Origin of the sequence: Advenella mandrilli (assembly GCF_016595155.1) — a bacterium.
Taxonomy (GTDB): Bacteria; Pseudomonadota; Gammaproteobacteria; order Burkholderiales; family Burkholderiaceae_B; genus Advenella; species Advenella mandrilli.
Genome location: NZ_JAENGP010000003.1, coordinates 57,752 through 77,102 on the forward strand (window position 1 = coordinate 57,752; position 19,351 = coordinate 77,102).

Genomic DNA, 19,351 nt, shown 5'->3' on the forward strand with positions numbered 1-19,351 from the left:
TCATGCTTACTTTTCAGCAAATTATCTTAAAACTTCAGGAATACTGGGCTGCACAAGGTTGTGCACTGCTCCAGCCTTACGATATGGAAGTGGGTGCAGGTACTTCCCACACGGCCACTTTCCTGCGCGCCATCGGGCCCGAGCCCTGGCATGCCGCTTATGTGCAACCGTCACGCCGGCCCAATGATGGTCGTTACGGCGAAAACCCCAATCGCCTGCAACACTATTACCAATATCAGGTTGTACTCAAACCAGCCCCACCTGAAATTATTGATCTTTACATCGGTTCGCTACAGGCACTGGGCATTAACCCCCAAGAGCACGATATCCGCTTCGTTGAAGATGACTGGGAAAACCCCACGCTAGGGGCCTGGGGCCTGGGCTGGGAAGTCTGGCTCAATGGCATGGAAGTCACCCAGTTCACTTATTTCCAGCAAGTTGGCGGGCTTGACTGCCCGGCCACTACCGGTGAAATCACCTATGGCCTTGAGCGTTTGGCCATGTATCTGCAAAACGTGGAAAGTGTCTATGATCTTGTCTGGACCCAGCGCTCCAACGGCGATGCCGTTTACTATCGCGACGTGTTTCACCAGAATGAAGTTGAACAATCCACGTACAACTTTGAATATGCGTCAACTGACATGCTGTTTGCCCATTTCAACGACTACGAAGCCGAGGCCAAAAAACTGGTCGAGATCCCATTGGCCCTGCCTGCCTACGAGATGGTTCTGAAAGCGGCTCATACCTTCAATATGCTTGACGCCCGGGGTGCCATTAGCGTTACCGAACGGGCCAGCTATATTGGCCGTATCCGCAACTTGTCCCGCGCTGTTGCCCAGTGCTATTACGACGCCCGCGAACAGCTTGGCTTCCCGATGCTGAAAAAACAAGAGATTGCATAAATGTCAACAAATCCTTTACTCATCGAATTACTGACCGAAGAACTGCCTCCCAAGGCATTACAAAAACTGGGCAAGGCATTTGCCCAGGGCATCTACCAGTCCCTGGACAAACAACACCTGCTGGGTGAACAGTGCAAATTTGAATCTTTTGCCACCCCACGCCGTCTGGCTGTCCGCTTAAGCCAGGTATTGGCACAGGCTCCCGAACAGGCATTTGCAGAAAAACTCATGCCCGTCAAAATCGGGCTTGATGAAAACGGCCATGCCAGTGCCGCCCTGCAAAAGAAACTGGCTTCCAAAGGTCTTGAACACTTAAGCGTGGCCGACCTGAACCGTGAGTCCGATGGCAAGCAGGAATACTTAATCGCCAAAGGCACTGCCCCCGGTACACAACTGGCCGCTTTCCTGCAAACCGCCATTGATGAAGCCATTGCCGGCCTGCCGATTCCCAAAGTCATGCGTTATCAGCTGGCCGACGGGCAAACCAGTGTCCGCTTCGTACGTCCCGTGCATGGCCTGGTCATCCTGTTTGGTGACCAGGTCTTGCCGGTTAGCGTGCTGGGCATCTCATCCAGCCATGTTACCCGTGGACACCGCTTCCTGAGCAAGGCCCCCATCCAGTTAAACAATGCCAATACCTACGAGCAACAACTGCGCGATGAAGGCAAGGTCGTTGCTTCCTATGAAGAGCGCCGTGACATGATCAGCACCCTGCTGGCCAGTCAGGCAGCCACGCTGGGCGCCACCATTGGCAATGATCCCGAAGTCACCGCCCTGCTTGATGAAGTCACTTCACTGGTAGAGTACCCTGCCGTATATATAGGCCAGTTTGAGGAAAAATTCCTGGCCGTGCCGCCAGAGTGCCTGATCCTTACCATGCGTCTGAACCAGAAGTATTTCCCCCTGTTCGACCCGGCCACCGGCAAGCTGACACACCATTTCCTGATTGTCAGCAATATGGACATTGAGCATCCACAACAAATTATCGAAGGCAACGAGCGGGTCGTGCGCCCGCGTCTGGCCGATGCCGAGTTCTTCTTCAACACCGACCGTAAAATGCCACTGGCCGCCCGTGTCGAGCAACTGGCCACCATTGTTTACCACAATAAACTGGGTACCCAGCTGGACCGTTCCGAACGGGTCCGGAAAATCGCCGCTTACATTGCCCAGCAGCTTAACGCCAATGTTGCCCTGGCCGACCGCGCTGCCCTGCTGGCCAAGGCCGACCTGGGCTCCAACATGGTAGGCGAGTTCCCCGAGCTACAGGGTATTATTGGCGCCTATTATGCCAAGGCCGATGGTGAACCCGAAGAGATCGTCACCGCCCTGGCAGAGCAGTATCGCGTGCGTTACGACAAACCGGTCAGCCAGGAAACCTTAACTTCGGCGATTTTATTTATTGCCGAACGCACCGAAACCCTGATTGGCATTTGGGGCATTGGCCTGGTGCCCACTGGCGAGCGCGATCCTTACGCCTTGCGCCGTGCCGCGCTGGGCCTGATCAGTGCGGTTGAACAATTAGCCGCCGGTCATTTCCTGAACCTGCAAACCCAACTTTCCCTCAACGAGCTGCTTGAGTTTGCTGCCGGCACATTCGAAAAAATCAGCCTGAATCCCAACACCGTGGCCGAAGTGCAAGCGTTCATTTACGAACGTTATCGCAATCAGCTTAATGGCGATTATGACCGCTCGGTGGTAGACGCCGTTATTGCCTTAACCCCCCCCCTGCACGAGATTGTCGACCGGGTCAAGGCCGTTACCGCCTTCGCGCAATTGCCCGAAGCCGACAGCCTGGCTGCCGCCAACAAGCGCATTGCCAACCTGCTGAAAAAAGTAGACGGCTCCCTGCCTGCCATCAATGCAGAAATCCTGCTTGAACCGGCAGAAAAAGCCCTGGCCGACACCATTGAACAGATCCAGCCGGTTGCCCTTGACCACTTTGGCAAAGGCAAATTTGAAGCCAGCTTAAGCAGTATTGCCAGCACCCGTGAAGCGGTTGATGCCTTCTTTACCGATGTCATGGTCATGGCCGAAGATCCGGCCATCCGCAACAATCGTCTGGCTTTGCTTTCCCGCTTGCATGGTGCCATGAATCTGGTGGCGGATATTTCCAGGCTGGCAAAATGAAGCTCGTGATTCTTGACCGTGATGGTGTCATCAACGAAGACCGGGCCGATTTTGTCAAATCGGCCGACGAGTGGATTCCCCTGCCCGGCAGTCTTGAAGCCATTGCCCGCCTGTACCGGGCTGGCTGGAAGGTAGTGATTGCCAGCAACCAGTCAGGCCTGGGCAGAGGCCTGTTCAGCATAAACGACCTGAACGCCATGCATACCAAAATGCATCAGGCGCTTACTTTGCTGGGCGGGCAGCTTGATGCCATTTTCATTTGTCCGCACACGCCTGATGACGGCTGTAACTGCCGCAAACCCTTACCCGGCATGTTGCACGATATCACCCACCGCTACGAGATAGATCCCGCACAGGTGCCTGTGATTGGCGATTCCTTGCGTGACCTGCAGGCAGCCCAGGCGGCAGGCATGAAGCCCTGGCTGGTGGAAACCGGCAACGGTCTGAAAACAAAAAACGATCCCAACCTGCCACCTGATACGCAAATACGTGCCAGCCTGGCTGATATTGTCAACGAATGGCTACGGGAAAATTAATCATGCCTTTTTTACGTGCCCTGCTGTTTCTGGTTTTTCAAACGATTACCCTGATTTTCTTTGCACTTGGCTGCTTCCTGATGCTGCCTTTACCCTTCAAGTGGCGTTACCGTTTCACGGTAGGCTGGCCCCACTTGCTAATGTGGGGGGCCAAATATATTCTTGGCATCAAATGGGAATTCAAAGGACAGGAAAACATTCCCACCACACCGGTTGTGTTTCTATGTAAACACCAGTCTGCCTATGAAACCCTGCTCTTTCCCTGGTTTTCACCCAAACCCGCCTGTTTTGTCTACAAAAAAGAGCTTAATTACATCCCGTTTTTTGGTTGGGCGCTGGCTAGCTTGCGCAATATTCCCATTAACCGCTCCGACCGCAAGGGCGCCATGCAACAGGTATTAAGTATTGGCAGCCAACGTATCCACGCAGGCCATAGTCCGGTACTGTTCCCCGAAGGGACCCGGATTCCTGTCGGCCAAAAAGGTCGCTATCAATCAGGCGGTGCCCGTCTTGCCGTCCATGCCGGTGCGTCGGTGGTTCCGGTGGCGCACAATGCCGGCGAGGTTTGGCCACGCAATTCCTTCATCAAAACGCCCGGTCTGGTTACCTTCTCGTTTGGCCCACCCATCTCGTCCGAAGGCCTTACCCACGACCAGCTTAACCGCAAGGTAGAAGCATGGATTGAAGGGGAAATGCGCGTGCTTAGCCCGCACCGTTATAACGACAAGGCCTGAAGCACCGCTGTTCTCATGGATAAAATCCCCTATACCCTTCAGCGTTCCAACCGTAAAAGCATTGGTTTTACGATTAACGCCGAAGGGCTGAAAATTACCGCGCCCCAATGGGTATCGCAAGCCATCATCAACCAGGCCATCCAGGCAAAAAAAACCTGGATCCAAAGCAAGCTGTTGCAATGGCGGCAACAATCCCCTACCCCCACTAACTGGCAACATGGCATGCCACTGCCCTATCTGGGTAGGCAAATTATTGTGCAACTTAACCCGCAGCTGGCTTCATGCCGCTATGAAGGCAACTACAATCTGGCACAAGATAACGATATTCTTTATATCAACCTGCCATCCACGGCAAGTAGCCATGAACTAAAATCAGCCTGCACCCAATGGTTTAAGGGGCGTGCCCTGGCCTGGTTTGAAACCCGCCTGCACCATTTCGGGCAAAGCAGCGGGGCAAAACCGTTGCAGCTGCGCCTGTCCAGTGCCACCACCCGCTGGGGCTCCTGCAGTGCCAATGGCAACATTCGCCTTAACTGGCGCCTGATTCACCTGGATTCAGACCTGATTGACTATGTGATTGCGCATGAGCTTGCCCATTTGAAAGAAATGAACCACAGCTCCCGTTTCTGGACCGAAGTTGGCCGTATCCTACCCGGCTATGAAGCGGCCAAACACAAGCTTAAACAAAAAAGCCTGCACACCCTGCCCATTCTTTAGGCATAACAGGGCAATTGCAAACGACCATAAATTTTCGCTTATATAATGCCTGTTGTATCATTCTTGCCGTATCCGTTATTTAAAAGTACTGAACTCATCATTCTATAAACACGGCTTTGCTAAAATAGCCCGCTTGTCATCATTTCCAACAGGAGTCATCATGCAATTTCTACACACCATGCTTCGAGTCGGCAACCTTGAACGGTCTATCGAATTTTATACAAACGTCATTGGCATGAAACTTTTGCGTCGCTCCGAAAACCCCGAATACAAATACAGCCTGGCCTTCCTGGGTTTTGAAGCCAACCCTCACCAGGCCGAACTTGAGCTAACCTATAACCATGGTGTTGATTCTTATGAGCTGGGTACCGCCTATGGCCATATTGCCATTGGCGTGCCAGATGCCTATCAGGCCTGTGAAACTGTCAAGGCGGCAGGTGGCAATGTTACGCGTGAAGCCGGCCCGGTCATGGGTGGCAGCACCGTTATTGCCTTCATTGAAGACCCTGACGGTTACAAAATAGAATTAATCGAACGCAAAGACATGCAGGCCGAAGGTACTGGCTTGCACGCAAAATAAATCCTGTTAAACAACCATAAAGTCATAAAGGTACATCATGAAAACAACAAATATTGTTATTGGCGCACTTGTTGCAGCCGGTGTCGTGTGGGGAGGCTCAACCTGGTACATTGGCCAACAGGCCAAAACCCAAATCGATCAATCCATCAGTAATTTCAATGAATTTCTGGCACAAAGCGCTCCCAATGTCAGCCTAAGCGAAGTCAGCTATGAAAAGGGCTTTCTTTCTTCTACCGGGACCTATAAGCTAAATATAGATCTACCCGATCTGCCAGAAGAGCTTTCCAATATTACATTCCTGAACAAGGTTTATCACGGCCCCTTGCCGTTAATTCAAAACGGTCGTTTTTCTCCCGCTTTGGCCATTAGCGAAACCACTCTGATTAACAATGACAATACAAAAATATTGTTTGATGCCGCCAATGGACAAGAACCCTTTGTATCCAGCAGCGTGCTTTCTTTTACCAAAGAAATAGAAAACACCCTTAAAACCGCCCCACTGAAATTCGTTAACAAGAACGGCGAAATCACCGTGGCACCGATGCATGCGATTACGCACAGCAATCTTGATTACGCCTTTATCAATACGGAAGCCACGGGTGGCGCCATTAAAGCCAAGGGAGAAAGCACAGCCAGCTTTTCTATGGACGGTTTTACACTTAGCAATCAAACAACCCGTACCGCCAACAAAAATTATATTGGTGATGCTTCCGTCAAATTTGACAAATTCAATATTGCCGATCCCGCACAAACCGTTTTAATCGACGCCATCAACATGGTTGCCAGCACGACTGAATCCCCCAATGGCCTGCTTAATGGCGATATCATCTATTCCGCGAACAAAATCAACGTCAACAAGATTGATTTTGGCACAACAAGCATGAAAATGGTGGTTAACAATCTGGATATGAAGGCTGTTAATGATTTCAGTCGGGCCACGGCCAGCCTTAATCTGGCCTCAACCTCACAGAAAGAGGTAGATGAATTGGATCGGCATTTCGAAACACTGTTTGTCAAACTGGCTGATGCCAATATTCAATTCCACATTGACCCCTTAAGTATAAAAACCACAAGCGGTGAGGCGACGTTAAATTTCGGGGTTATTTTTAACGGAGAAAAAGCGTCTTCAGAATCAAGGGAATCCATGGAGCTATTTGCCACTGAAGCCTTGCGCAAAGCCAATTTCTCCATCTCCATCGATGATAGCATTATCAAAGAAGTGGGTTCAGGCGTCCTACAGGTATCTGAAGGGACCGACAAAGCCACAGCTGATGCCGAAGCGGAAGTGATTACAGGAATGGCGGGTCTTATCGCAGAACAATCGGGCATGGCGGTTTACAAGGATGGTAAAACTACCTCTGTAATCACTTATGATGCCGACCAGCCCGAAGACAGCCAGATTGATTTTAACGGCAAAAAAATGGGCTTGAACGAGTTCGCCATGAGAGCATCCTCCCTGCTTGGCTTCGCAGGTACATCGGCTGCCCCTGCGTTACTAAACGAAGAGGAGCTATTTCAAGCCCTTGAAAACGATACGGAAGTAGAACCGGCAGAATAAATGCATAAGCTTGAAAATGAGACTGCAACGACCAAGTCCGCAATAAATGCTGAATACAGTCTGCATTATCATCAAATCAAGCGACGTTCCCCATGTACATGATTAATGTAAGTTTACATTAATCAACATTTGTTCAATCTGGTCGTTTTATTTATTAACAGGTGATATCTCATCATCACCTGTTAATAAATTCTCTTTCAGGTATAAATCAGAGTTGCCAGACAAACTATTAATTATTGCCATAAAAGGTCCGCAAACGTTGCGCATCAAGCTCATCAGATGAGGCGATTGCTCTGGTTTGTCTTGGGGAGTTTACGGGTACACTATTAACGGCAACCGCATTGCTGCCAGGATTGTTAACCGCAACTGTTGAAGAAACGGGTGCTGGATTGCTGGCAACCGCATTATCAGGCAGGCCTTTGGCGGTTGAAGAACTAGGGCAGCGCCGGCCGGTTGCTTCATAAGCCATCCGGTTCACGTCTTCACCGAAACAAAAGAAACGCATATCAGCCACTTCTTTGTAACCCAGTTTATAGGCAATACTGGTATCCTCTCGTGCGTTACACGCATCTGATTCACCGGCCATCGAACCCCCTATCCCAAACCCGGTAAAACCCACACCAATCGTATTGGATTGACCGCAATTATTGGCACCACCAAACATGCTTGCAGGCGCATAAACGTTAGGTGTGGTGTGAATACGCTGGGATTTTCTTTGCTCTGATCCACCAAAGCTCAGGTCAATAATAGCCGCCCCACCCGAAGAGACGTTTGCACTTGAAGAAGCCCCGGAAGAGGCCCCGGCAGAAGCTTCTGCCCCCGCACCCACGTTAACCTGTGCCAATACCTGACCTGATGCAAATAATATTGCAATTGCAGTAAATATTTTTTTCATGGCGATTCCTTTGGGAGGGGGAATACCCCCTCCAAGAATATATGTATTTTATAGTTTTAAAGGCATTTGATCCTTGTTATGGATTGAGCCAGCCAATCACACCAAAACCACCAAAACCGCCAATGCCACCGGCTTGAGCATTATGCGCACCACCTGCTGAAGCACTAGAGCCTTGCCCAGCCAAACCAAACGAATAACCGTTACCAAATTGTTCAGATACAGATGAGCCTGCGGTTTGTGTAGCTACCCCACCAGGACTCATAGTAACTGAAGCACCGGAAGTTGACACATTCCCTGCTCCAGAACTATTACCCGCAGCCCCAAAACCAATTGAACCCTGTACTCCTTGTGTGGAAGAACTTCCACCAGAGCTGCTTCCAGCTGCTCCACCAGCACCAAAAACACCAAGACCAATACCACCGCTTGCTGCATATACACTAGTAGATGCCAGAGTCAATGCCGAGATAAGTAGTAGTTTTTTCATTTTGCTGCTCCTTTACGGAAACATTTTTCGAACCGGACGCCGTCCGGCACGGTTACTGCAAAATGGAATAGCCAAATTCCGTCAAGATGTATATGTTTGCAACATTAAACAGGGAGGCTACCCCACCAACATCAACAACTTGAACCATCAAATTGCTGAATTCTTAATATGTTACATTTTTGAAACGAACCACTTCACCCCTAATATTTACGGGATTAAATCTTTCAGTTCTGATAAAAGTACAAAGTTGAAACTTATATATATTTTTTTCTAAAACTTATGCTGCCAAATACTTAGGATTGTTGAGTTGCTGATAGTAGTTAATAATTTATGTATGATGATCTGGCACTTGCCGAAACCACATTTATTTGCTGCATTCCTGCTATTGTTGAAACTAATTCTACATGAATCAAAAAAGTTTTCAATACTTTAATGGATATTTTCTTACTTTTTTGTAACATCAACATAATTATCATATTATGAGAAAATAAAATATGAACCCAAGACGAACTAAAATTGTAGCCACTTTGGGACCCGCAACCCGGTCACCAGAACAAATTGAACAGATGATGCTGGCCGGCATGAATGTTGCAAGGTTAAACTTTTCCCATGGCAGCCATGACGAACATCGCCAAAGCGCGCAGCGCATCAGGTCAATAGCACACAAGCTGCAAAAACACATTGCCATCATGGTCGATTTGCAAGGCCCTAAAATTCGTATTGCCCGTTTCATCAACGGCCAGGTCTTGCTACAAGCCAGTCAAACATTTATTTTATCCAACACCCATCCGCATAACGAGGGTACGGCGCATATTGTCGGCATCGACTACCCTGCCCTGATAACTGATTGCCAGCCGGGTGATGAACTGCTGCTGGATGATGGCCGCATCGTGCTGGAAATCACCCACATTGAAGGCCAGGAAGTGCACACACGGGTACTGGCAGGCGGGCCGCTTTCCAACAACAAAGGTATCAATCGCAAAGGAGGTGGCCTTTCCGCCCCCAGCCTGACCGCCAAAGACAAGGAAGATATCAAGATTGCTGCCGACATTGAAGCCGACTATATTGCCGTTTCTTTTCCTCGCTATGGCAGCGATATTGAACAGGCCAGGCAACTGGCCCGGCAAGCCGGTAGCAAAGCCTGGATTGTGGCCAAAATAGAACGTGCAGAAGCCGTGGCTGATGACCAGGCACTGGATGAGCTGATTACGGCCAGTGATGCCGTCATGGTAGCCCGTGGCGACCTGGGGGTTGAAGTGGGCGATGCCGAATTGGCTGGTATACAGAAAAAAATCATCCTGCACGCGCGCACCCTGAATAAAGTGGTGATTACCGCCACCCAAATGATGGAGTCGATGATTGCCAACCCCATTCCCACGCGTGCCGAGGTGTCTGACGTTGCCAATGCCGTCCTGGACTACACCGATGCCGTCATGCTGTCGGCCGAGAGCGCAACCGGCAATTATCCGCTTGAAGCCGTCATGGCCATGTCACGCATTTGCATAGGGGCTGAAAAACATCCAACGTCAAATAAATCCGGTCATCGGCTGGGGCAGGTTTTTCCACGCTGCGATGAAACCATCGCACTTTCCGCCATGTATGCGGCCAATCACTTCCCCGGTGTAAAAGCAATTGTTTCCCTTAGCGAAAGCGGCCATACTCCCCTGATCATGTCGCGCATCCGTTCAGGCGTGCCTATTTATTGCTTTACCCGGCATAGGGAAACCCAAAACCGCGCTGCCCTTTTCAGGGGGGTTTATCCGGTGAATTTTGACAATAGCCATCTGGACCCAACCCTGCTCATGCAAGCCGTCCTTGAAGAGCTTAAAAATCACCAACCCCTGGAAACCGGTGACTGGATCATTATCACCAACGGAGACCTGTCAGCCCCCTGTAACGGCACCAATAGCATGAAATTAATCTGTGTCAATTAATTTAAATTTAAAATGAAAATCATCATTGCCCCTGACTCATTCAAAGAAAGCCTGCCAGCCCATGAAGTGGCCAAGGCCATTGCCAAAGGCGTAAGGCAAGCAGCGCCCACCGCCAGCATCCATTGCGTTCCCATGGCCGATGGGGGTGAAGGAACCGTATTGGCCATTGCGCAAAGCACTCCGTGCACACTCATGCAAAGCACCGTCCGCAACGCATTAGGCCACCCGGTACCAGCTACCTGGGCCATAACCGGCAACGGTACCGCCATTATAGAAATGGCCAGTGCTGCCGGCCTTGAACAACTCACCCCCCAGAACAGACAGGTCCTGCGTGCCAATACGTTTGGGGTTGGTCAACTTATTATTGAAGCTTTAAATAAACAGGCCAGGCATATCATCCTGGGGCTGGGCGGCTCGGCCACCAACGATGGCGGTGCTGGCATGCTTGCCGCCCTGGGCATTCAGTTTATGGGTAAAAACAATACCTTGCTGGAATCCATCCCCGAAGAGCTGGCCAGGCTTGAAACAATCAATCTTGCCGGCCTGGACCCACGTCTGTCGCAGACAGCATTTACCCTGGCTTCCGATGTAAACAACCCTTTGTGCGGGTCCCATGGTGCCGCTGCTATTTTTAGCCCACAAAAAGGCGCCACGGCAGAACAGGTCCAATTCCTGGACCAGACTATGGCGCATTATGCTGATATTACAGCCACTACGCTGGGCAAAGACAGGCGTCATGAACAGGGAGCAGGCGCAGCAGGCGGCCTTGGCTTTGCTGGCTTAAGTTTCTTGAATGCACGGTTTCGTCCCGGGGTGGAAATAGTGGCCGAATTTGCAGGACTGACACGCCTGATTGAAAATGCCGACCTGGTTATTACCGGTGAAGGCAAGCTGGATGAGCAAACCTTGCAGGGTAAAACCCTGGCCGGCATAGCTACCCTGGCACAAATGCATCAGGTCCCAATGATTGTGATTGCCGGCACCTTGGGCGCCAATTACCAGGCATTGTACAGCCAAGGAATGACCGCGGCCTTCAGCCTGTGCAACGGCCCCATCACCTTGCAGGAAGCCATGCAACAGGCATCGCGTCTACTTCAGGAACGCAGCCGGGATATTATGCAGGTTTTTCTGGCAAGCCAGCTAAGCAAAGGCGGTAAAAACTATAAGATTAAATGATCAACTCCCACGCGAGAGCATGGGAATTAGAAAAACGCCTACCGTTCATCAACTTGCGCGGGAAACCTCGCCCTTTAGGGCGGGGTGATTGACTACTTCAAGCCTGGTTTATTTTTCCGCTATCCAGCAAATAGTCAGAAAGGCGGATAAAATCGGCCACACTTAACGACTCGGCGCGGGCTGTTTCCTTAATGCCAACCGCATCCCAGTCTATTTCCCAATCTGCCAAAGAGCGACGCAACATTTTCCGGCGTTGTGAAAAAGCACGTGCAACCACCCGCTCAAACACCGGCCACTGTTTTGGAGCAGGACGGGAATCAGGTAAGGGAATCATACGTACTACGGCCGACATGACCCTTGGTGGTGGATCAAACGATTCGGGGGGGACATCAAACAGCCAATGGATTTTATAACGTGACTGCAACATGACAGACAAGCGGCCATAATCGGACGTGCCCGGCTTTGCCACCATCCGGTCGATGACCTCTTTTTGCAGCATAAAATGCTGGTCTTGCACCTTATTGGCATAATCCATTAAATGAAACAGCAACGGACTGGAAATATTGTAGGGTAAATTACCCACCACCCTTAAGGGTGCGCCAAACTGGCTAAAATCCACGGTTAAGGCATCGGCCTCATGGACGGTTATTTTTTTGGGACTATACGTATTGCGTAAGCGCTGTGCCAGGTCGCGGTCAATTTCCACCACCGTTAAATGATCAAGACAGGCCAATAGCGGAGCCGTTAAGGCAGACAGCCCCGGCCCGATTTCCACCACCTTGTCATCACGGCCAGGATTTACCGCACGGACAATCGCCTCAGTGACGCTTTCATCCACCAGAAAATGCTGGCCAAACCGTTTTCTTGCCTGATGTGCTGTCATAGTCTAGTTTCTGGCAGAAATGGAACCGCTTAGGCGATTGTCAATAAACGACTGCGAACGCAATTGCTGCAACCAATCGGTAAAGATAGGCTCTGCCCGCTGTTCGTACAGGGTCTGGCGAGCCAGCATGCGACGGATTTCGGGTTGCTTGTCGCCGGTACGGCGGTCAAGCACTTCAATAATATGCCAGCCAAAGGCAGAACGCACCGGGTTGCTGATTTGCCCCGGCTGCAAATTGGCCACCGCTTTTTCAAATTCGGGATCGGCCACACCCGGGGCAATCCAGCCAATATCGCCCCCTAACGGCGCAGAAGTGTCTTGCGAAAATTTGCGCGCCACATCTTCAAACGCCTCACCATTGCTTAAGCGATTATGCAAGCTTTGAATTCGTTCATACGCCTGCTGATCGGAAACCACAGGACTTTTTTTAATCAGAATATGGCGAACATTGGATTCGGTCACATTAACCGGACCGTCTTGTTTGGCGGCAATTTCCATGGGAGAAAACTGCGGTCTGGGTGGCGGTGGCGGCTGCACGTTAACAACCCGTTTGTTTTCTTTAACTAAACCACGGCGCTCCAGTACTTTCAAAATATGGAACCCGTTAGGTGCCTTGAAAACCCCGGTGGTGCGCCCGTCTGCCACGTTACGGGTCGCGTTAACAAACAGGGAAGGCCAGTCTTCAAACAGGCGAATACCCAATTGCCCACCATCACCGGCCTCGGGACCCTCAGAGTACTCTTTGGCAACGGCGGCAAAACTGTTGCCACGCCTGATTTTTGCCATGGCGTCATTGGCTTTCTTGCGAGCGGCAGCAGCCACATCTTCAGAAGCGTTGTCAGGAACGCGAATAAAGATGTGTTGCAAGGCGACCGCCTTGGGCTCAAAGGAGCGTTCGATAACAACCTGTTTCTGGGGCGGAGGAGGAATATAGGCAAGCTCTTTTTTAGGCAACACGCCGGTAGGATGCTGCTTCAAAAAGGCATCAACATCCGATTCGGTAACACTGATCCGGCTTTGAACAATGCTATTGCGCAATTGATCCATCATGACTTCACTGCGCAAGTTTTTCAGGTACTCATCCCATTTCATGCCCGAACGGCTGACTTCTTCTTTCAGCCGCTCGACAGGAATGCTATTGCGCTGTGCAATAGTCGCCAACACCTGGTCCAGCTGGGCATCGCTAACCGCTACGTTCAAGCGTTCAGCATCCTGCTTCATCAGTTTTTCATCAATCATGGACTGAAGCACCTGATCGCGGCTTGACCCACCCTGTCCGCTAATGCGCAAGGAGGCCATTCGATTGTCCAGCTCCCGGATGGTGATGATTTCAGTATTGACTACCGCGGCTATGCCATCACCAAACTGAGCTTGTGTTTTCGCTGTTTTGCCAGCAGTACCCGGCGCTGCCTGCGCCACGATTGGCAAGGCAAGACAAAAAACGGGAATGGTTGCAAATGCGAATTGGCGTACGCGTTTTAGTCTACGCATTATTCATACCTTTCAAATGTAGATTTTACTGGAACCGGGACGGTTGTTGATTCATACCCCGGCACATTTTCTCTTAACAAATTCATTGGATCACTACCCAAAGACCCAAGACCGGATAATTCCAATTGTAAGAATATAGCAGAATTTGCCTTTTCTTTTGAAACGGCATAACGCTGCATGACAACCCGGCCCGTCCAGCAACAGTTGCCTTTATACTCAAAACCAAGAATGGACTGGGTTACCCTTTTATCCTGAATGGAATAATCAATACGGCCAACGCCTGAGATATTTTCAGTAAATGGCCATTGTGCCGACAAACTGGTGGTTTCCTTGCCTTTTAGCTGATAACGCAGCGGATTGCCCCCTTCATCAAGAAAAGGATCTTGCTGATAGCGGTAAGACATGGAAATGCTGGTCAGGCGTTTGGGCTTCCAGCGCAAAGACGCATACGATTGCACCACATTGCGCTCAGCCGAATCCACCTGCACCGCCAGCTCGGTATTCAGGGTATCGGTAAGCGCCGCACTTAAGCCAGCCAGATAATCCGACTTGGACCGCTTGCGGGCCTGTTCCCCGGGCAAGGTCACTTTCTGGTCTTCAAAATAAAACCGTTGCGCCAGTTGCAGGGACAGCCGCTCGAAACCGCTATCTTCATCAAACCAGCGGCTGGTGATACCCATGGTAAGCAGATTGGCATTGTTAATACGATCCCAGCCACCGCTATAACGGTTTTCAGCATACGCTGAACCAAAGCCGAACTGGCTGATGGAGGTGTCATAAAGAGGAATATCCGACTGGTCTTTATAAGGAATATACAAATAATACAGTCGGGGTTCAAGCGTTTGCAAAGACGGTTTGCCAAACAGCGTAGTACTACGTTCAAAAGTCATGCCACTGTCAATGGACAAAATGGGCAAGGCCCGGTTGATGGAACCTTTTTGGGTACCGTCCTGGCTTGTGAAACTGTAGCGGCCAAATTCCTTATACCAGTCGGTTGAGTAATGGGAAACATGCAGACCGGCCTTGGGCGTGACATACCAACCTGGGCGGACAACCGGATAACTAATGGTGCTATAAGAGGAGAACCGGGTGCCATCGGGAGCACGGTGACCATTGGTATTGGACAAATCAACAATATCGCCAAAGTAAGTGGGAAACTCAAAACGGGTAAGGGTATTGTCGGTTTCTACATCAAACCCGTTCCAGTTGTAGCGTCTGCCGCGCACATTGAGTTCGGGCACTTTTTCGTATTGCCCGTATAAGCGTCCCAGCGTTTCGTCTTGCAGTGTTTGGTATTTTTGCAGCGTTAAATGACCGCTCCAGTAATCGTACCCCGACCAGCGCAGGGTGGCCCTTTTTGACAAATAGGTCTGGTCAGCTTCATTCAGGCCCATGCTGGTAAAGTCACGAAAATAATTATCGTCGGAAGCCCCGTTCCAGTCCAGGTCAAAATTAAAATTCAGGCCCATGAACTGGCCCAGGCGATGATCATGCAAGATAGAATACGACCAGCGTTTTTCGCGGGTATCCATATCCTTGTTAATATAGGTACCCGCAGCCATACCTGAGTAATTTGGCATTAAATAGCGAAACTCTCCGCCCATTAACAAGCCGCGCTTGCTTAAATACCGGGGTGTTAGCGTTGCGTCATAATTAGGGGCCAGGTTGAAAAAATACGGCACGGCCAGATCATAGCCTCCACGTGAGGTGTAACCATAAGTAGGGGTAAGGAACCCCGATTTCTTTTCTGCCCTGACTGGAAACGTAAGGTAAGGCGACCAAAGTACCGGTACCCCCTTGATATAAAGTACCCCGTTTTTGGCAATCCCCTCGTTTTCGTCATCATAAATATCTACTTGCGGAGACTGGATGGTCCAGAATTTTTCGGGGCAATCGCAACCCGAATAGATCACATCCATCAACCGTGTGTGATTCTCATCAAGCGCCTCGGCCTGGCTGGCCGTACCGCTTCCGCCGCCCGCCAGGTTAAACACCGGTTCAAAGAACTTGCCGCTGTCTGTGTTGATATTATATTGAAGCCCCGTTCCGGTGATCAGGGTGCCATCCTTGAAGAAACGGGTGTTCCCGGTTGCCGTCATGTCACCCGTATCATTGTTATAACGGATCTGCTCACTTTTCAGGATGGCATCAGTGCGTCGCACCTGCGCCAGCCCATGCAAGGTAATATCACTGCTATTATTGTTGTAGTCCGCCTTTGCACTGTCGGTAAAAGTAACCGTCTTGTTTTTATCGCCGGGCGTTACCTGCAACAAGGCAGAGTCCTGCAAAATCGGGTATTGATTAATACGTATTCCGGGTGCTGCCAGTGCAAGACCGGTATTGGCAAACGAAATAAGCGTTAGCAGAGTAAAAGCATAAACTTTACGCACAAAAAACTAATCCATTCAAGATTCTGTTTATATGGAACACAGACAATTTTATTCCCGGTTGCAAACAACTACCCATGACATTACTCCTGCAGACTATTTTATTGATGCAGAAAAGACAAAACCCGGTTAAAAAGCTTAAAATAGATTTTTCCAGAGTAATTGCCAAGTCGAAACGACCAATTATAGTAGTTGCTCTTTAATTTAAATTGGTTTTTTTAATTCTTTCACTGAAATTAAACCGATTTTACATTCAGGACTCAGGTTTCGTCACCCAATTGACGCGAAATACTCATATTTTATGATTATGCCCTTAAACGTTTCAGCAGATCCCCGCAAAGATGCCTTGCAACAATGGTTAGCCAACATTGCAAATACCCATCACATCCAAACCGAAAGCCTTCGCACGGCCTCCAGTGATGCCAGTTTCAGGCGTTATTTCCGCGTAGATACCAACAAGGCTCCCCTTATCATTATGGATGCCCCCCCGCAACAGGAAAACTGTATCCCTTTTATTGACATTGCTGAAAAACTGGCCAAAGCAGGCCTGAATGTACCGGCCATCCTTGAAAAAGACCTGGAAAACGGCTGGTTACTGCTTACCGACCTGGGTAACGACACCTATTACCAACGCATTCAAAAAGGCCTTGATGACACCACCTTGCAATCTCTGTACCATGATGCCCTTCAGGCACTGGTGCAAATGCAGCAGGCCGGTGCCCAAGACCTGCCCGCCTATCATGCACAACGCTTGCGCGATGAACTGGAACTGTTTACCGACTGGTATGTTAACCGGCATTGCCAAAGCCAGCTAAGTAACGACGAAAAAAACGCACTTGAAAAAACCTTCAGCCTGCTAGTGGCCCACAATGCCAAACAGCCCTGCGTATTCGTGCATCGCGATTACCATTCTCCCAATCTACTGGTGTGCGACCAGGATATTTACGGTCCCAACCCCGGGATTATCGATTTCCAGGATGCCGTCAACGGGCCCATTTCCTATGATCTGGCCTCTTTGGTCATGGATGCCCGCACCACCTGGGAAGAGCCCCAGCAACTGGACTGGGCCATTCGTTACTGGCAAATGGCCCAAGAAGCAAAACTGCCTATCCCCGACGACTTCGCCCACTTCCATACCAATTACGAATTCATGGGCTTGCAGCGTAATTTACGCATTTTAGGTGTCTTTTCCCGGCTTTCCATCCGTGATGGCAAAGATCATTACCTGCAGCATATTCCCCGTGTTAATGCCTATGTCCGCCAGGTTGCCAACCGCTATCTGGTCTTTAAGCCCCTATTGCGTTTGCTAGACCGGCTCGACAACATCGACCACAAAGTAGGATATACATTTTGATTCAGGCCATGATTCTGGCAGCCGGTCGTGGCGAACGCATGCGCCCGCTTACCGACACCTTACCCAAACCCCTGCTGTGCGTGGGTGGCAAGCCCCTTATTGTGTGGCACATAGAACGGCTGGCCAGCGTTGGCATTAGTGATATTGTGATTAACCATGCCTGGCTGGGCCACAAAATAGAAGAAACCCTGGGCAATGGCCGTCAATTTGGTGTTGCCATTGAATACTCTGCCGAGTCTCCCAATGGCCTTGAAACCGCAGGCGGTATTGCCAATGCCCTGCCCCTGTTGGGCAACCAGCCTTTCCTGGTCATCAATGGCGATATCTGGTGCGACTGGAACCCCATGCAGGCGGTTACAATTGTTGACCATTTGCATAAAGCATCAACACAAGCCTGGCTGCTCATGGTAGATAATCCCCCTCATCACCCCGAAGGGGATTTTCATCTGGATGGCCAGGGTTTTTTGCACAACAAAAAACCGGTAGTCATTAACCATACGTTTGCCGGCATTGGCATTTATCACCCGTCCTTTTTCAGGGGCATCAACCCGCAACAACCGCAGCCATTGGCTCCCCTGTTGCGTTTGGCCATGCAAAACCACTTGGTGGAAGGCGGCCTGCATACCGGTCAATGGATTGATGTCGGCACGCCCGAAAGGCTTGCGCTGCTTGACCGGCAGTTACAAACTGACAACAATGTCCCAGCCACCTCCATTCAACCCTAATGAAATCACTTCATTTCGTAACCAAAGGATAATTCAGTAATGTTTGGATCTTCAAAAAGAGCCGTTTTCAAACCCTCCGTTTATGAAAGCAGTAGCAACCGGCGCGGCAAGCGTATGCCACGCTGGCTCGTGATCCTGTTTACTGGCGTCATTATTGGCGCAGGCGGTTTCTGGTTTCTGCAAACCAATTATGGTCCCAAACGTCTTAGCGTTGAAGAGTCCAACAACCTGACCAATGAAATTAGCCAGCTGACACAGGAAAAGCAACGTTTACAAGCCGAACTTGAAAAAACCACCCTGGATCTTGACGCCCTGAAAAAAAGCAATTCTGCCCAGGGCAACACCCTGCAAAGCAGCCAAGAGCGCATCCAGCAGCTCACTGCCAATCTGGAACTCATCAAGAAAGCCATTCCTGCCGACCCAAGCGGCAACCCGCTAGGCATTCGGGCTGCCGAATTTGAGGCCGCCATGGGCAAGCTTGATTATAAATTGCTCATCATGAAAAGTGATGATGCCGACCCCGATTACAAGGCCCAGCTTGAGTTCATTGTAGAAGGCAGATACCGCAACGGAAAAACCGGCTACGCCGAAATTCCCCCAACGGAAATCAATATTACCAACTTCCAGCAAGTAGCAGGCAATCTTACCTTGCCCCCCACCCTGACCCCCCGAAAAGTGACTATTCGGGTTCGCAGTCTCGACAGCCAGAAAACCCAGGCCAACCGCACTTTCAATATCCGCTAAACCATTTCAGCTCCTGCCTTTTCGGGCCGGAGCTGATTTGCGCTCATTAATGAACTACCACCCCCTAACGCCAAGCGTTCAGGTGGGGAATGGCAGCGGGATTATTTCAATTTCAATTCATTTC

The 19,351-nt window shown here is 50.2% G+C and carries 17 protein-coding genes; 12 read left to right on the forward strand and 5 right to left on the reverse strand.

Features of this window, described 5'->3' with window-relative positions; genetic code table 11:
• Positions 1–2: 2 nt before the first annotated feature.
• The 7 genes from glyQ to JHL22_RS03450 all read left to right on the forward strand — a co-directional run bounded on the left by glyQ (position 3) and on the right by JHL22_RS03450 (position 7,154).
• Positions 3–902, forward strand: a complete 900-nt coding sequence (glyQ, locus tag JHL22_RS03420) for a glycine--tRNA ligase subunit alpha (protein ID WP_200233841.1) — start codon at positions 3–5, stop codon at positions 900–902.
• On the forward strand, positions 903–3,029 hold the full coding sequence (gene glyS / locus JHL22_RS03425; protein WP_200233842.1) for a glycine--tRNA ligase subunit beta: 2,127 nt from the start codon (positions 903–905) through the stop codon (positions 3,027–3,029).
• Positions 3,026–3,565, forward strand: coding sequence for a D-glycero-beta-D-manno-heptose 1,7-bisphosphate 7-phosphatase (gmhB, locus tag JHL22_RS03430; protein WP_200233844.1), 540 nt, complete (start codon positions 3,026–3,028; stop codon positions 3,563–3,565). The genes glyS and gmhB overlap by 4 nt, the downstream gene beginning before the upstream one ends.
• 2 nt (positions 3,566–3,567) lie before the next feature.
• Positions 3,568–4,299, forward strand: coding sequence for a lysophospholipid acyltransferase family protein (locus JHL22_RS03435; protein ID WP_200233846.1), 732 nt, complete (start codon positions 3,568–3,570; stop codon positions 4,297–4,299).
• A gap of 15 nt (positions 4,300–4,314) precedes the next feature.
• Positions 4,315–5,016, forward strand: a complete 702-nt coding sequence (locus tag JHL22_RS03440; protein ID WP_200233848.1) for a M48 family metallopeptidase — start codon at positions 4,315–4,317, stop codon at positions 5,014–5,016.
• 160 nt (positions 5,017–5,176) lie between these two features.
• Positions 5,177–5,596, forward strand: coding sequence for a lactoylglutathione lyase (gene gloA / locus JHL22_RS03445; RefSeq protein WP_200233850.1), 420 nt, complete (start codon positions 5,177–5,179; stop codon positions 5,594–5,596).
• A 37-nt stretch (positions 5,597–5,633) separates the two neighbouring features.
• Positions 5,634–7,154 (forward strand): YdgA family protein, encoded by a 1,521-nt coding sequence (locus tag JHL22_RS03450; protein ID WP_200233852.1) that lies wholly within the window; start codon positions 5,634–5,636, stop codon positions 7,152–7,154.
• A gap of 229 nt (positions 7,155–7,383) precedes the next feature.
• Here the strand turns inward: JHL22_RS03450 and JHL22_RS03455 are convergent, their stop codons facing one another.
• Both JHL22_RS03455 and JHL22_RS03460 read right to left on the reverse strand, forming a co-directional pair.
• Positions 7,384–8,049: a hypothetical protein gene (locus JHL22_RS03455; RefSeq protein WP_200233854.1), complete on the reverse strand. Its 666-nt coding sequence runs from the start codon at positions 8,047–8,049 to the stop codon at positions 7,384–7,386.
• Between the two features lie 76 nt (positions 8,050–8,125).
• Positions 8,126–8,533 (reverse strand): hypothetical protein, encoded by a 408-nt coding sequence (locus JHL22_RS03460; RefSeq protein ID WP_200233855.1) that lies wholly within the window; start codon positions 8,531–8,533, stop codon positions 8,126–8,128.
• A 494-nt stretch (positions 8,534–9,027) separates the two neighbouring features.
• Here JHL22_RS03460 and pyk point away from each other — a divergent pair, with 494 nt between their 5' ends.
• Both pyk and JHL22_RS03470 read left to right on the forward strand, forming a co-directional pair.
• The gene (gene pyk / locus JHL22_RS03465; protein ID WP_200233860.1) at positions 9,028–10,467 is read left to right on the forward strand and encodes a pyruvate kinase; all 1,440 of its coding nucleotides are present in this window, start codon (positions 9,028–9,030) and stop codon (positions 10,465–10,467) included.
• Positions 10,468–10,479: 12 nt separating this feature from the next.
• Positions 10,480–11,643 (forward strand): glycerate kinase, encoded by a 1,164-nt coding sequence (locus tag JHL22_RS03470; RefSeq protein WP_200233862.1) that lies wholly within the window; start codon positions 10,480–10,482, stop codon positions 11,641–11,643.
• A gap of 97 nt (positions 11,644–11,740) precedes the next feature.
• On the opposite strand, the gene rsmA is transcribed toward JHL22_RS03470, so the two are convergent.
• The 3 genes from rsmA to JHL22_RS03485 are packed head-to-tail and all read right to left on the reverse strand — an operon-like array spanning position 11,741 to position 16,407.
• Positions 11,741–12,526, reverse strand: a complete 786-nt coding sequence (gene rsmA, locus JHL22_RS03475; RefSeq protein WP_200233863.1) for a 16S rRNA (adenine(1518)-N(6)/adenine(1519)-N(6))-dimethyltransferase RsmA — start codon at positions 12,524–12,526, stop codon at positions 11,741–11,743.
• A gap of 3 nt (positions 12,527–12,529) precedes the next feature.
• Positions 12,530–14,017: a peptidylprolyl isomerase gene (locus JHL22_RS03480; protein WP_200233864.1), complete on the reverse strand. Its 1,488-nt coding sequence runs from the start codon at positions 14,015–14,017 to the stop codon at positions 12,530–12,532.
• Positions 14,017–16,407 carry an LPS-assembly protein LptD gene (locus JHL22_RS03485; RefSeq protein WP_329610625.1) on the reverse strand — a complete coding sequence of 797 codons (2,391 nt, stop codon included), beginning with the start codon at positions 16,405–16,407 and terminating at the stop codon, positions 14,017–14,019. The genes JHL22_RS03480 and JHL22_RS03485 overlap by 1 nt, the downstream gene beginning before the upstream one ends.
• Before the next feature lie 304 nt (positions 16,408–16,711).
• Here JHL22_RS03485 and JHL22_RS03490 point away from each other — a divergent pair, with 304 nt between their 5' ends.
• From JHL22_RS03490 to JHL22_RS03500, 3 genes are read left to right on the forward strand one after another with little or no spacing between them, the layout of a single operon-like run.
• Positions 16,712–17,758: a phosphotransferase gene (locus JHL22_RS03490; protein ID WP_200234262.1), complete on the forward strand. Its 1,047-nt coding sequence runs from the start codon at positions 16,712–16,714 to the stop codon at positions 17,756–17,758.
• On the forward strand, positions 17,758–18,483 hold the full coding sequence (murU, locus tag JHL22_RS03495) for an N-acetylmuramate alpha-1-phosphate uridylyltransferase MurU (protein ID WP_200234265.1): 726 nt from the start codon (positions 17,758–17,760) through the stop codon (positions 18,481–18,483). Before JHL22_RS03490 ends, murU begins: the two co-directional genes overlap by 1 nt.
• 39 nt (positions 18,484–18,522) lie before the next feature.
• Positions 18,523–19,227: a DUF6776 family protein gene (locus tag JHL22_RS03500; RefSeq protein ID WP_200233865.1), complete on the forward strand. Its 705-nt coding sequence runs from the start codon at positions 18,523–18,525 to the stop codon at positions 19,225–19,227.
• The last annotated feature ends 124 nt before the right edge of the window (positions 19,228–19,351 follow it).

Bases quoted from the DNA above. Each gene is read 5' to 3' on its own strand.
- JHL22_RS03470 (WP_200233862.1), top strand. From the start codon at position 10,480: ATGAAAATCATCATTGCCCCTGACTCATTCAAAGAAAGCCTGCCAGCC.
- glyQ (WP_200233841.1), top strand. From the start codon at position 3: ATGCTTACTTTTCAGCAAATTATCTTAAAACTTCAGGAATACTGGGCT.
- JHL22_RS03500 (WP_200233865.1), top strand. From the start codon at position 18,523: ATGTTTGGATCTTCAAAAAGAGCCGTTTTCAAACCCTCCGTTTATGAA.
- pyk (WP_200233860.1), top strand. From the start codon at position 9,028: ATGAACCCAAGACGAACTAAAATTGTAGCCACTTTGGGACCCGCAACC.
- rsmA (WP_200233863.1), bottom strand. From the start codon at position 12,526: ATGACAGCACATCAGGCAAGAAAACGGTTTGGCCAGCATTTTCTGGTG.
- JHL22_RS03435 (WP_200233846.1), top strand. From the start codon at position 3,568: ATGCCTTTTTTACGTGCCCTGCTGTTTCTGGTTTTTCAAACGATTACC.
- JHL22_RS03490 (WP_200234262.1), top strand. From the start codon at position 16,712: ATGCCCTTAAACGTTTCAGCAGATCCCCGCAAAGATGCCTTGCAACAA.
- JHL22_RS03480 (WP_200233864.1), bottom strand. From the start codon at position 14,017: ATGCGTAGACTAAAACGCGTACGCCAATTCGCATTTGCAACCATTCCC.
- JHL22_RS03460 (WP_200233855.1), bottom strand. From the start codon at position 8,533: ATGAAAAAACTACTACTTATCTCGGCATTGACTCTGGCATCTACTAGT.
- gmhB (WP_200233844.1), top strand. From the start codon at position 3,026: ATGAAGCTCGTGATTCTTGACCGTGATGGTGTCATCAACGAAGACCGG.
- JHL22_RS03450 (WP_200233852.1), top strand. From the start codon at position 5,634: ATGAAAACAACAAATATTGTTATTGGCGCACTTGTTGCAGCCGGTGTC.
- gloA (WP_200233850.1), top strand. From the start codon at position 5,177: ATGCAATTTCTACACACCATGCTTCGAGTCGGCAACCTTGAACGGTCT.
- glyS (WP_200233842.1), top strand. From the start codon at position 903: ATGTCAACAAATCCTTTACTCATCGAATTACTGACCGAAGAACTGCCT.
- JHL22_RS03440 (WP_200233848.1), top strand. From the start codon at position 4,315: ATGGATAAAATCCCCTATACCCTTCAGCGTTCCAACCGTAAAAGCATT.
- JHL22_RS03455 (WP_200233854.1), bottom strand. From the start codon at position 8,049: ATGAAAAAAATATTTACTGCAATTGCAATATTATTTGCATCAGGTCAG.